The sequence below is a fragment of the Microvirga vignae genome, assembly GCF_001017175.1.
In the GTDB taxonomy this organism is placed as follows: Bacteria; Pseudomonadota; Alphaproteobacteria; order Rhizobiales; family Beijerinckiaceae; genus Microvirga; species Microvirga vignae.
In genome coordinates this window covers 1-13,480 of sequence record NZ_LCYG01000095.1, presented here as the reverse complement: position 1 = coordinate 13,480, position 13,480 = coordinate 1, and the positions used below count along the sequence as shown (strand labels likewise).

Genomic DNA, 13,480 nt, shown 5'->3' with positions numbered 1-13,480 from the left:
CCAATCCGTCCACACGGCCTAGGAGAGCCAGAATCTGTAGCGCGTCAACGTCAAATCAACGTTATTCCAGGATAACGTGTGTGCGATCACACTGATGGAATGAGGAGGCAGCCTTGAGCCTGCTCCACCGACCTCAGCGAACCACGAACTTCGACTGATCCAGGGTGTTGAACCGGTTCCCCTTCTGGAAGCCTGTCTGAGTGCTATCGGGCGAAGCATAGTATAACCCGGCCACAACAGGGCGCGACGGTGGGATCACATTCGGAGCCGCGGAGCTCAGGGTCATCCCAGGAGTAGCGGCACCGGGAATCGTGCCGAGGTCAAACGGGCGCTCAGGCGGAAGCGGAACATTGCTCCGGATCGGTGCTGCGGAAGAGGCAACTTGCTGAGCGGACGGCCCGGCAACCGGTGCAGCCTCGATTTCATCCTCAGGCTCATAGGAGTTGATGCCGATAGCTTGGCGTGTCGCATTCGCAGGACGCGGAGTCGCCTGAGCGATCATCGTCGGAGCCGCATTGGTGAGGTTTGCGGGCTGACCATCGGTGCGAAGGCTTGCGAGCAGGATGCGATCATCGCTGCCGTTCGTGGAAGCGCGACCCATGTATTCAACGCGGACCTTCGCCGTCCCCTGGTTCCTGAAACCCAGGGCGGCAGCCGCACGCTCGGACACGTCGATGACACGGTTGCCATGGAAAGGTCCGCGGTCGTTGACACGGACGATCATGGAGTGACCGTTGTGGAGATTGGTGACGCGAGCATAGCTCGGAAGCGGCATGGTTGTATGGGCCGCAGCGATCGAGTCACGATCGAAGATCTCGCCGTTAGCGGTCATGCGACCATGGAAATTGGAGCCGTACCAGGACGCGAGCCCCTCGGTGGGGCGAGGCGTTTCGGACGGAACGTAGGTACGACCTGCAATCGTATATGGCTGGCCGACCATGTTGCGGCCGCCGCCCTTGGGAACAGGCTGGCCATCGGCGATAACCTTTGGGCTTGGAGCAACACCGTACTTAGGGTCGATTCCGCCCACTTTAGAGGAGCAATTCGCAACAGTCAGGGCGATAGCCGCAACACCTGCAATCCGGACGAGAGCTTGGCAGTCGAGGGAGTTTTTTCCGTCCAGACCGCTTTTCGCTTCAGGGCGATCCCAATGCATATTGTTTCGCATCCTCTTTTTCGCACTACCCATGGCGACGTCAGAACCTGCCCCGGACAGCCAACCAAAGTGCGTTTATCCACTTAAAAGGAAGTTAAATAGCCGCGCTTGTCAATCGGAAAGCTACTAAATTGCTAACGTTATTTCACCTCGAAAAATGTGGTTGCTTATCAAGCATATAGACGAGAAATCTCACTTTCCCTGTTCATATCTCACGGTTCAGTTGAATTTGTTCCTCTGTCCAAGGAAGCGCCTCCTCCATCCGGCCTGTAAAAAACGTGGTCGAGTGGGTACGAAATTTTCCATGCAGCCGCACCAGTTCCGCAGGTTGAAGTTGACGGGGATGGGTTTGCAGCCTTAGAGAACCCTGCAAGCTCAATCAGGTATCAAAGGGCTTTGGCTTTGCTGGAGAGGTGGCCGAGTGGTTTAAGGCAGCGGTCTTGAAAACCGCCGTGGGTGCAAGCCCACCGTGGGTTCGAATCCCACCCTCTCCGCCATTATTTCCCTGTAAGGCGTTGAAAATGATGAGGGAATATGGAAGGTGTCGCAGACCTTCCCCACCTTCTTCCCCACCTTTGCAGCTAGCTTGGCTGTCGAACCCTCGGGCGTTGCTAACCCCCATGCGCGTTCCTACGCCGTTTACGTGGCAGGCAATGCTTTGGGGCTTCCCACCAGCTCAGCCGCATCTGCACAGCAAGCCCGGAACTCTGCAGAAGCTCCGCCGTTGTCTCTGCCCAGAGAACAGGGGAACGCTCGTGAGCCTGCAGAACACCACCTATAGAGGGACCGCCCGTCATCGTGCCGAGGACGACCTCTTCCACTATGACCGGTCCAGGGCTCCCAGGCTGACCGAGTGCGAGACTGGTCTTTTCCGCACCAAGGCTTCGGCTCGGTATTGGGTTGTCAGCATGCGCCCTCGCTGGCTGGTGAACTCAGCTCAGCCCCTCGTCCGCCCACGTAGCGAGGGATAATAGGCTCTCAGCCTGCCTTGAACTGCCGCCTGTTGTTCGGCTATCGTTACGCTCCGCAAAAAGAGAGCGCCTTTTCGGCTGACGCTCTCCCTACTGGCTCTGGCGCTCACGATGCTCTTTGGTCCACATCCGCTCATGTGGACCCGAGATGCCCACCCGATCCGACCCCGTACGATATTCTCAAGCGCGCACTTAGAAATACGGCACCGCCGTTTGGATTTCATTCAGGCTGACCCGGTTACGGCAACCTTCCCCCGAGGTCCCACGTTCGCCCAATGAGAGCGTAAGGAGTTGTGCCATGAAGGTTCTTGGATGGACTGCCGCGCTGAGCCTGATCCTGGTCGGATGGGCGGGCAGCGCCTCTGCTGACCCGGACAAGGACGAGAGCGGCAAGGGCCGCTGGCGCGGCGGCTACGACTATCCTGGCCGGGGATACGGCTATGGCTATGAGCGGCCCCGTCGCGAGCGTCGCGCCTTCAAGGAGGAATACGACGACGGCCGTTGCAAATACGAGCGGAAGCTGGAAAAGAGCGGCGAGTATAAGGAAGAGGTCAAGTGCCGCGGCGGCTATCGGTCGAGCTATCGGTACTAAGGCATGCAGGTACCGAGCCTCCGCTTGGCCCCGGAGAAATGAGGTCGTCAGGTTCCATGGCACACGACTCCAAGAAACGCTGGAGCAGGACGCATTCAATCTATCTTGGAGCTGTCTTGGGCATGGGGGTCGCTATGGCTCATCAAATCCATCATGCCGTTGTAGGTGAAATCCCCAATGAAAATCCGCTCGCTCATATCTTCCCTGAACCTATTGGGTTTGCCGCAGGTGGGGCTCTCCTCCTGGCAACAATTGCGGAGGTCCGAAAATCGGCTCGTGCCTTAATCCCGCTAACACCGTCATCAAATGCGATTTAAGCGCCGTGAAGAGCATCATGATGCTCTTGTGCTAAGGCGCAAAGGCGCTCAATTTGACGCTACCCGAGGCAATGGTATCACCTGCCCAATACGCCTTTTGAATCGAGATCTCTTTGTTAAAGCCGCTTTTCCCAATGTGTTACAATCTACTCTGCGCCTCTTATCTCCCGGAGTGCGCCATCCCATTGCCTTAGCCCGTCCTTGGAGCAGAACCAGCACCAAGCATACTGGCAGTGACGGCCATGATCTCGTGGGTGGATGCCCCGGCTTCGGCTAGCCGTGTTGCTGCGAGAGATTTAACCGAGACCCAATAGCGAGCACCTTACCACTAACCAATAGCAGGCCTCTCAACGCGCACTTGCGGCAGCTGTGTTGCTGCCATCCCAGAGTTTAAGTGTCCTGTCCTGACTTCCCGACAGCACGCGCTGCCCGTCGGGCGAGAACGCAACCGAGGTGACGACATCCCTATGGCCCGTGAAGGTGCGCAGCAGACTTCCGGTGCTAACATCCCAGAGTTTAAGTGTCCTGTCCCAACTTCCTGACAGCACCTGCTGGCCGTTGGGCGAGAACGCAACCGAGGTGACGTAATCCCCATGGCCCGTGAAGGTACGCAGCAGATTTCGGGCGCTAACGTTCCAGAGTTTAGTGCTAACATCCCAGAGTTTAAGTGTCCTGTCCTGATTTCCTGACAGCACGCGCTGCCCGTCCGGCGAGAACGCAACCGAGGTGACGAAATCATCATGGCCCGTGAAGGTACGCAGCAGACTTCGGGTGATAACGTCCCAGAGTTCGAGCGTCCTGTCCTGATTTCCTGACAGCACGCGCTGCCCGTCCGGCGAGAACGCAACCGAGGTGACGAAATCCCCATGGCCCGTGAAGGTGTGCAGCAGACTTCCGGTGCTAACATCCCAGAGTTTGAGCGTACTGTCCCGACTTCCTGACAGCACCTGCTGGCCGTCGGGCGAGAACGCAACCGAGGTGACGAAAGCCCCATGGCCCGTGAAGGTGTGCAGCAGACTTCCGGTGCTAACATCCCAGAGTTTAAGTGTCCTGTCCCAACTTCCTGACAGCACCTGCTGGCCGTTGGGCGAGAACGCAACCGAGGTGACGTAATCCCCATGGCTCGTGAAGGTGCGCAGCGGGCTAGAAGCCGCCTTTTGGCGAGCGGCTTCTTGGGCTGCCGCCTCTTGATCCTTGCGGAGCTGCTCCTGGCGAGCGGCTTCCTGACGAGCAGCGTCTTGATCCTTGCGGAACTGCTGCTGAACGGCTGCTGACTGGTCCACTTCCCAGTCTTGGCGGAGCTGTTGCAGCCTAACCAGCTGCTGCTCTAGCTGAGCCGCCTCTTGATCCTTGCGGAGCTGCTCCTGGCGAGCTTGGTCTTGAACCAGCGGCGGGTTAGCAAGTCGATTGGTCAATAGCGCTAACACTACAAGAGACGAAACAACTACAAGAGCGATCAAAGTTAATCTTATATGCTCCGGCTTCTGGCGATCCTTCTCCTGTTCCGAGGCTAGCCGTTTCAATCCTTCGTGGTGGCGCGCCTCTTCCTGCTCGCGGGCCAGCCGTTCCTGCTCCTTCCACCGGGCATCCGCCTCTTGCGCCAAGCGCTCCTGCTCCTTCCGGCGAGCTTTCTCCTGTTCCGCTTGCTGGCGAGCCGCCTCCTCGGCCATTTCCTTCAAGAGACGGTCGAGGGATCGAATAACCCTGTCTACATGAGCGTGGAAATCGCGGCCACTGTCCACTTCGGCGGCGTTGCGGAAGGTCAGATCCCGAAGCGCCTCCGGGAGTTGGTTTGGCTTCGGCATCTTGGCACCATCCACCAGAACCGGCACTACAGGGATACCGCGCTGCAGCGCGGTCTCGACCTCAAAGCGAACGAAGTCGGTTTCTTCCTTGATCCGCTGCTCTCTTCCTCCGCCGAGCCAGCGTGGCCCGATGATGGCGAGGAGGACATCACAGCCTTCGAGTGCCTTCTGGATGTGCCCACGGAAATCGACGCCAAACGGGATGCTGTCCACATCCATGAACACGCTGTCGGACCCGAACTGTGCGCGCAGCCTGTCGAAGATGCGACCTGAAACTCCTGCCGTATCTGACCGTCGATAGGAGAGAACAATCTTCATCCTTGCAGAATCCATTCTCAAGGAGAGCGGAGTTTAGCACGTTTTAGCTCTTGACTGCCTGCGTCCTCAGCTGCGGCTGATGAGGATTGCTTCACAAGAGGAGACGAGAGCTCGGTTAAGGGCTGAGATTGGGGGCAAGCCATACTGCAAAGCCTTGCAATAGCAAGCATGATTTAGGTGCCTCAAGTCATTATAAGGCTTCTGCTGACGACACTTGGATATCTCTCGGAGGAGGCTGGAGCCGCTATACGAACGAGCGGTTTGGGACCGTGGCTGAGGTGCCGCTCCATCTGTTTAAACTTGTGGAGCCCCCCCACCAACGAACGGTGATGGTCGTAAATTCAAATCTGACGATGGGGCCAGCCTATGGATCTCCGGCAGTTATGGGCCGTACACCATGACCGATAGCTTCCAAGCATACGAAGCCTGGTTGCTCAAGGAGGCTGAGTTCGACCGCCTGACCTACAAGGCAGAAGGGAAGAACTGGCTAATTCTTTCTGGAACTAAGGGGCCAACCATCGTCTACAGGAAGGTTTTTGAGGGCTGCGGCGCAGCCCATGAGGTCCAAATTGAATACCCTACACAGAGGAAGGCTCTGTATGACCATATCATAGCCCGCCTCGCACGGTCGCTTGGCAGCACCTCGGCACGAGCAATAGGTCGGTGACCTCTCACATTATGACCTACGACCCGTCGCAACTGGTATCTTGATTTCTGAATCGAAATCTCTTGGCTAAAGCCGCTTCATCACCTGAGTCACGGGCTGCGACAAGTTAATATAAGTTAACAAAAGTTGCCGTTGTGTTGGCTTCCCGACAGACGGACTACTCCCGAATCAGCATAGTCCAATCAAAATAAAAGGACTTTGGGGGCGCTGCATCGTCGCCAGCACACTGCCAAGCATTCTCCCTAGACAATGGCAGGGCTGCACGTTTGGGGTGCTTCAATGAGAAGCAAGAAACGGAAGCTGCTGTCGAGGCGCAAATTGCACGTCTCGAAAAAGATCCGCAGCTGGGCCTTGCGGAGCAGGATCATTTTTTCCTCTGGCAGCGGCCAGTGCTCTTTATGACCCGGCGCCCAGAGACGCTGCAGTAGGCTCCAACGCACCAAGATCAAATCCTGCCTTCATACCGATCCTCACCGCAGCCATTCGGGATGGCTGCCCCGAGGACGCGGTGACACAGCAAGAACAACAAGAACCTGGAGGAACATGATGCCTTCTAGCACGCCCAAAAGCCCGGTCTCAGCCATGTCTCAACCGGCTGCAGGCACCTATTCGCCGGACATCCTGCCCCTAATGCAGTCACTGTTGCGGACCTTGGCTGATATCGATTTCGAGTTCAGCAAGGACCTCGAAACAGTCCAGCAGAGCGCAGTTGTAGAGCCTCTGAAACAGAGAGCTATTGCCACGCTCAGGAAGCGTCATCACGAGAGACGCGCTCCCTATGTGCGAGAGCTCAACAAGTTGGAGACGCAAATTCAACGGATGTTTGCGTAGAGGGTGTAGAGTCGCCACTCCACAGGCCACCATCCAGACCCGTTGAGCGCAATGGATACCCTGGCCCTCGTCAAAACAGCAGGCCGACCTCTCTCGCTGAGGTCGGCCATACCGACTCTCACTAAATCCGCTTCATCAACCGCGCCGCAGCTAGGACGAGTTGTGCATCGAGCATATCCTCCGCCGCATCATACCGAGCTACCCACCGCTCATAGGTCGCCCAGCGCATTCCCTTCGGTTTAGGCGGCAGGTCCCACTCATCTGGGTCTTCATTTCCGAGCAGCGCTGCCTTCACCTTCGCCTTGGTGCGCCATGCCCGCCCGATGGGGTCGAGAAACTGAGACGCGTAGGCAGCCCTGCGGCCCCAGGCGTACCGGCTGGCAAAGAACGCGGCTCCAAGGGTCGATAGAGCACACGCGTTCCTGAAGCATGCACTCCAGAGTTTTGAACGCCCCCTCTCCTGATGGCTGCCAAAGACCACGGGAGGCATCCTTACCCCTGTCCCTGACGTGAGCCTCTATTCTGAATCGAAATCTCTTGGCTAGTTAAGCGAAACTAGCCTCATCGGGGCCACTCGTGGAACTGGCATAAACCCTGAACAATCCCGCACAACAGGGGCATGTCGACTAACTTGAAATCGGTTCCCCAATATCCCGGCGCTCTCCAAACAGTCTTATAAATTTCGTGAAGGAATAAGCGGACAACCTCCTGCGTTTGATGGCCATGGATCTTCAATCGAAAGCAGGTAGGACCATATGTCACGCTCAATTCCTATATGGCGACACTTCGAAGTACTTGGCACTGTGTCGCTCCAGGTACAGCCAAAACTCAGAAAATCAGCCACTCTAGCCTTGTCCATGCACGGAAGGCTTGTCCCTTTAGCGTGCGCCAATCCTCCTTGTTGCGTCAGTCAACTCCTTCATTGCAGTAGGCTTCTGCTTGCCCGCCTCTGAAGACCGTAAACCTTAAACATCTCAGAACCTGAACAGGGTCCGTTCTCATCATCGAGGCCAAGATGGATTACACAATCGAGCTAGTGGCTCAGGCCATTTGGGAGGCCGAGCATGGGACAGATCCTTGGCACAGCGAACCCACGCACCGTAAGGAGCGCTTCCGGGAGTACGCCCGTAATGCCATCAATCTGCTGGGCGATGACATCGGTGTTCTCCTTCTTGCACTGAAAGAGGCAACAGGAGAGCAGAGCGTGGGAGGGCCGAGAGCGGCAGCCTAAATGCTGCTGTGGAAGCGGCGAAATCCTCGATGAGTAAACTTGGATTCACTGATGGCGGAAGGCAGCAGTTGTTCGGGGCTGGGGTCACTTATCCAGTTGGCCTCACGCCACATCCGGGATGAGGCGGCGAAGTCGTCGGAACACTCTGCGGTGGCTCAGGGCGCACTGGCTTGGCTTTGAGCAACCGGCAAATGGACCTTAGCTCATCCTGGATGAACTCAAGACGCTCAAGCAACTCGGCATCCGTCATTCCCACGGACGAGGGAGTGTCAGTCCGCTGCTGTTGACCCTTAGTGACATGGCGGATGAACTCCAAAACGGTTGGCCCAACCCCAGGAGCTGCCAGCCATTGTTCATCAGAGATGTGCTCGACCTCTCGAATATTGGGGCAGCGCCCCTCGAATTGCCGCAGGATAGCCCTTCCCACCCGTTGGGGAACGGCTTCCAGCGGGAATAGCTCATTGTCATCCATGTGCTCGGCCCTCACACCCCAGATGCCCTGTAATGTCAGGAGGCAATAGGGGCGAGGGCGCGGCGGCATACAGGCCGATTTTAGGCGACGCCCCGCCATACACCTGATGAACTTACCCGGCGCAAGGGCAGTGCGTACCCTCGATGACTGACCTTTAGACACGTGTGTAAGCCGCTGCTTCAGACTTGGTTGGACTGACTCTGAACGAACTTCAAAACCGCTTCATCAGTCTCGCCGCTGCCATAGCGAGTTGCGTATCAAGCATCTCTTCAGCCGCATCATAGCGGGCCACCCACCGCTCGTAGGTTGCCCAGCGCATGCCCTTGGGCTTGGGCGGAAGATCCCATTCATCCGGATCTTCATCTCCGAGTAGTGCCGCTTTGACCTTTGATTTCGTGCGCCAAGCCCGTCCTACAGGATCAAGGAACTGCGAGGCATAAGCAGCCCTACGGCCCCAGGCATGCCGGCTGGCGAAGAACGAAGCCCCCAGCGGTCTGTAGAGCACCCGCACGCGCTGCCCGGTTCTGGCGCAGATGGCGTACCATTGTAGACCGCCAAAATGCCTTCGGGTGCGAGACGAGGGAGAAGGACTGCTGGCGTCCTTGGTGAAACAGCTCCAGCAACCCGCCACAATCCGACAGTTTTAGAGTGGCTGTGATGGTCTCACCCGAGCCATAGGTGAGCACGCATTGGATGTGGCTGCCCGGTTTGCCAGCGCCGCTCGGAATGAGCTTGGCGAGATCCAGCTTAGGGCCGCTCTCAAGGGTAAGGCGCTGACGGTCACGAGGCATGGCGCACTCTCTTCACCGGCTGCTCATCAGTTACATCAGTGCTGTCTCTCGTTACCTCCACCCCAGACCCCGTCTGGTAGATTATATGTGTACCTGTGGTGGGGCCGTTGACGACCTCCAAATGACGCTTGCGGTCCCATGAGGAGGACAGTTCCCGGCAATTTTCTTTCGTCTTGCCTGTTACTGTCCTTGTAGTGACACCGGCTGTCCCTCTGGTGGGACCGGCTACAGATTTGGGCTGGTCAGGATGACAGCTCATGAACCGCTTGGAAGCGCGTTCACCCGTTCGGTGGCATGGATGAATCGTCAGTCGGTACTCGGCTGCATGCGGTGTCTTGCGGTCGAAATGACCTCGCGAGCACAGGTCAACGAAGCCCTTCTGTATCAGCTCTGCGAAAGCACGAGCCGCTGTGTTCTTGGAGCAGCGTACACGTTCGGCAGCATCTCGGGCTGAGAGCGCAAGGTGGCCGTTGTTACCGCCGTTGTAGACGACAGCCAGTTCGATGAGGACGCAGCGAGCTACCGGCGAGAGCGAGCGCCAAGCAGGTGATTGGAACATCCAATGTGGGAGATACACGAAGCGTTCAGTCGTGCTTCGTCCTTTGTGGTTGTGTCGTCTGGGCATGAGGTGCCTCACAGCGGCCCTGAGAAGCTCAAGGACGCCCTTTCTTGATATGAATGAGGGAAGTGCAGCCGGAGCGCGAACCCCGGCTGCTGGGCTTCTCAGACTCAGCAAGCGCTATCTGATGCGGGGCTATCAGGCTGCACGACGTTTCTCCCCGGCAGAGACAGCCTTGAGCACCCGCAAGGGGGTGCGCAGGACATAGCGCCCGTGAGCACCTGGATAGGGACCGGCGTGGTGCTCATCGACGGTAGCGATGACAAGCCCGCGCTTTCGTAGAGAATGCACGTATGCGGACCAGCGTGGGGCGGGTCTCTCTAGCGGAATGACGCCGCGCTCAAGCACTTCTATCAGACAGGCGAGTGTCCATACTTCACGCCCTTTCAGACGCAACATCTCGCCAGTGTCGAGCCGCTGCACGTGGAGTTCGACAACATCATTAGACATGGTCGCCCTCCGTGCTGAGGCCAGCGAGTTCAGCGATTGTCTGAGCTAGAGAAGCAGACATGCCGAACCGTGCGGAGAGGCTTTTGACCGCACGAGGATAGGAGCGTATCGGTTGTGATGCTGCCCACGCAAAGAGCGGAAGCAGGCACAGGTTCGCGTTGCGGCGCGAGCGCCGGTTGTGTAGGCTATTCATGGATGATTTCCTTGTGCCCCGTGCAAGACCAACTTGTGCGGGGCTTTTTCTTGCACGGTCATGAACGGGATGGGTTCAGAAGGTGATAGCTTCTGAATCAGCGGTCGTTCGCGGCCTCAGCGATGAGGGCGCGAATGTCCTCCACTCGCCACGCGGTGATGCGTGGACCGAGCTTCACGGGCTTGGGATAGCGGCCATCTTTGCCTGCCCACCATGTGGACTTGCTGACTGGAATAGGCCCGTTCGGGGCAAGGATGCCAGGGAGCCGGACAAAGCCGGTCGAGGGTAGATTGGAAGTTGTCGTAGCTGTCTTGAGCCAAGGGTCTTTATCAGGCAAAGCCAAGAGTTGGCCTCCATTGCACGAGTGTTGTCACTGGTGCGACCGGCGAGGTTCAGGAAATGTGAAATCAAATTGACTCACCCCATGAACCCCCGGTAGGCTTAGACCCACTCTCACCAGAGTGCGGGTTTTGACCCACCAGAACCGTCCACGACGCCAATCGTGGGCGGTTCTCTTTTTCCGCGTCGCTGCGCAAATCACTTTGGACGTAGATGATTTGCACGCGACGACTCTGGCTGCGTCGCGAGCCTCACGTCAAGAACTTGTGCTGTATGTTCTTGTTCCCTCTATATATAGTGGGCAAGTGTTAAGAGTGTGGAAAACCAATTAAGTCTTTGATATTTTTCTCAAAATCCGAATTTCATTCTGCGAATGAACAAGGCTGTTCGGCTTCAGGTTTGCTTTTTTGCCATGCACAGATGTTGTGCTGGAGCATCAAACAGTCACTTGGATTCTAATCGGATTCGGGATTTCAAAGCGCGAGCTTCCACAAATGCTGGCCCAATCTTTTGCGCGTACAGTAACTCTTTACGGATATGCTCTGCCCGCATTCAGCAACACGACGTTGCTTCCGGCCTGCTGCTCAAGGAAGGCTGCCCAAGCCTCCATTAGCTCACGGCGCTTCTCCAGAGCATCACCTCGTCGGTACGCCCGCTCGACAGCATCCCCCACGAGGTGCGCCAGAGCGGCCTCTGCCACCTCATGCGGGAAGTGGGTTCGCTCGCCTGCCCAGTCACGGAACGCGCTGCGGAAGCCATGAACCGTCACATCAGTTTTCATGCGGCGCAGCATCATCTCAAGCGCCATGACAGAGAGAGGCCGTCCGGCCTTTACTCCTGGAAAGACGAAATCACTGAGGCGGTTCTGCTCCTTCTCCCGCAGGATCTCGACTGCTCTAGCAGAGAGCGGAACGCGATGCTCTCTCCCCGCTTTCATCCGACTGGCGGGCACCGTCCAAACACGGGCATCAAGATTGAATTCGTCCCACAGTGCCCCCATCACCTCACCTGAACGAGCGGCTGTCAGGATTGCGAACTCCAAAGCGCGGGGAGCAACGCCCTCACGCTCTCGCAAGGCCTTTATGAACACGGGCACCTCATCAAAGGGCATGGCTTTGTGATGCCCTCGCGTGAGCTTTGCGCGTTTCGGCAGAATGGCATCCAGATGACCACGCCAGCGCGCCGGGTTTTCGCCTGTGCGCAGGCCCCGCGCACGGGCAAAGTCGAACACCCGTTCAATACGCCCCCGCAGGCGCGAAGCCGTCTCAGGCTTTGCGGTCCAGAGCGGTTGCAGGACCTTCAGGACATCTTCTGTGCCAATCTCGGTTATCGGCTTGGAGCGGAGCGGCTCGGAATAGACGGCCAGGGTCATTTTCCACTGGGCGCGGTGCTTCTCGTTGCGCCAAGAGAAGGACATGCTCTCAATGAGAGCATCTGCCGCCTCGCCAAAGGTCATCACCACTGGCTTGTCTCGGGAGGCGAGAGGGTCGAGCCCGTCCGCCACCTGCTGGCGAGCCTCTGCTGCCTTCTGGCGGGCTTTGGCGAGCGGCACGTCCCGCAAGGAGCCGAGGCCCATCTCGCGGCGCTTCCCGCCGACCTTCCACATGAACACCCAGGAGCGGGCTCCGCTCGGAGCGATGTTCAGGTAGAGCCCTCCGCCATCGGAGTGTCGCCCCGGCTTTGTGAGTGTCGCCACCGTTCTGGCGCTCAACGTGTGCAGCTGCCGTGCCATCCGCTCTGATCCTTCCCCACCTTCTTCCCCACCTTTGAGGCTGGATTGTAGCGGATGAAGCTGGACTATAATAGATTCAGACCAGCCCAAATCCCTTAATTTCCTGAGGATTTTTGGACGTTGGAGAATGTGGTTGGACACTAGTATGGCGGACACACTCTCCGCCATAATGCTATGCTAAGCAACTGATTTGCCTAATGAAATCGCCGAAAGAGCAAGGTTGGCCCTAATATTGGCCGCAACACTGACGTACGGCTTCGTTTCTGTGAGCGCTGATACGAACCATCAGAGGAACAGTCCGCTTATACTAAGTCCCGCCGATCATCATCGGTGCGCCCACTCGCGCAAGCCGATTGACATGATAGTCCAGGGCTGGTCGATCAGCTTGTTCCAAGCCGCGCAGCCAGATCTCTACAGGGCGGCCATCGGCTTGCCCTTCGCGATCTCCTCCAGACGCGTTGGGAAGTCTTTTAAAAGCCGCCACCGCCTGATCGCTCTTGGCATGATGGCGCGGCCGGGCCGACAGCTTGCGGAAGTTCTGGGCGCGCAGCTCACGGCTGAGCGTCTGCTTGGAGATCCGGATCCGGTACTCGTCCCAGAGCCACTGCATCAGGTCAGCGAGGCGCCAGCGCACCACGCCATGGACGGCCGGGATTGGACCGCTCTCAATCATCTCGCTCAACTGCTGACGATGCTCCTCGCTTAGGATCGAAGGTTGGCCCGGCGCTTTCCCGTCCAGGAGCCCATCGAGTCCTCGGGTATTGAAGCGTAACACCCAATCGCGCATGGTCTGCACGCTGACCCCGCCGACCTCGGCGGCGTGGGTACGGGTGCCACCATCGTAGATCACCGCCAGGGCCAGCAGGCGGCGAGTCTGCGGCGCATCCTTGCTCTGGCGCGCGAGATGGCGCAGGTGAGCGTCTAGGACGCGGTATTACGGCTCTAATGCGGAAATTCAGCCTACTTCCGGAATGTGCCATGTGTGGACGGCTCCCC

General features: G+C 57.8%; 10 protein-coding genes and 1 tRNA gene. 4 read left to right on the top strand and 7 right to left on the bottom strand.

Going from position 1 to position 13,480, the window contains the following annotated elements; all coding sequences use genetic code 11:
- Positions 1-133: 133 nt before the first annotated feature.
- Positions 134-1,156: a septal ring lytic transglycosylase RlpA family protein gene (locus AA309_RS27440; protein WP_052955042.1), complete on the bottom strand. Its 1,023-nt coding sequence runs from the start codon at positions 1,154-1,156 to the stop codon at positions 134-136.
- Between the two features lie 407 nt (positions 1,157-1,563).
- Here AA309_RS27440 and AA309_RS27435 point away from each other — a divergent pair.
- Both AA309_RS27435 and AA309_RS27430 read left to right on the top strand, forming a co-directional pair.
- Positions 1,564-1,653 (top strand) — tRNA-Ser (locus tag AA309_RS27435).
- Between the two features lie 772 nt (positions 1,654-2,425).
- Positions 2,426-2,719, top strand: coding sequence for a hypothetical protein (locus AA309_RS27430; RefSeq protein ID WP_047192200.1), 294 nt, complete (start codon positions 2,426-2,428; stop codon positions 2,717-2,719).
- A 664-nt stretch (positions 2,720-3,383) separates the two neighbouring features.
- Here the strand turns inward: AA309_RS27430 and AA309_RS32600 are convergent.
- Complete coding sequence (locus AA309_RS32600; protein WP_160310558.1) at positions 3,384-5,159, bottom strand: toll/interleukin-1 receptor domain-containing protein; 1,776 nt, start codon at positions 5,157-5,159, stop codon at positions 3,384-3,386.
- A 397-nt stretch (positions 5,160-5,556) separates the two neighbouring features.
- Here AA309_RS32600 and AA309_RS27415 point away from each other — a divergent pair, with 397 nt between their 5' ends.
- The gene (locus AA309_RS27415) at positions 5,557-5,826 is read left to right on the top strand and encodes a hypothetical protein (protein ID WP_047192198.1); all 270 of its coding nucleotides are present in this window, start codon (positions 5,557-5,559) and stop codon (positions 5,824-5,826) included.
- Positions 5,827-6,778: 952 nt separating this feature from the next.
- Here the strand turns inward: AA309_RS27415 and AA309_RS27405 are convergent.
- Entirely contained in the window at positions 6,779-7,138 is a 360-nt protein-coding gene (locus AA309_RS27405; protein WP_052955040.1) for a hypothetical protein, read from the bottom strand.
- A 534-nt stretch (positions 7,139-7,672) separates the two neighbouring features.
- Here AA309_RS27405 and AA309_RS27400 point away from each other — a divergent pair.
- Positions 7,673-7,888 carry a hypothetical protein gene (locus AA309_RS27400; RefSeq protein ID WP_047192196.1) on the top strand — a complete coding sequence of 72 codons (216 nt, stop codon included), beginning with the start codon at positions 7,673-7,675 and terminating at the stop codon, positions 7,886-7,888.
- Positions 7,889-8,806: 918 nt separating this feature from the next.
- Here AA309_RS27400 and AA309_RS34730 read toward each other — a convergent pair.
- The 4 genes from AA309_RS34730 to AA309_RS27370 form a co-directional block, all read right to left on the bottom strand.
- Entirely contained in the window at positions 8,807-9,151 is a 345-nt protein-coding gene (locus tag AA309_RS34730) for a hypothetical protein (protein ID WP_150117796.1), read from the bottom strand.
- Between the two features lie 757 nt (positions 9,152-9,908).
- Positions 9,909-10,220: a winged helix domain-containing protein gene (locus AA309_RS27385; RefSeq protein ID WP_047192194.1), complete on the bottom strand. Its 312-nt coding sequence runs from the start codon at positions 10,218-10,220 to the stop codon at positions 9,909-9,911.
- Positions 10,221-11,281: 1,061 nt separating this feature from the next.
- Positions 11,282-12,484, bottom strand: coding sequence for a tyrosine-type recombinase/integrase (locus AA309_RS27375; RefSeq protein ID WP_047192193.1), 1,203 nt, complete (start codon positions 12,482-12,484; stop codon positions 11,282-11,284).
- Between the two features lie 307 nt (positions 12,485-12,791).
- Entirely contained in the window at positions 12,792-13,346 is a 555-nt protein-coding gene (locus AA309_RS27370; RefSeq protein ID WP_280136931.1) for a helix-turn-helix domain-containing protein, read from the bottom strand.
- Positions 13,347-13,480 lie beyond the last annotated feature (134 nt).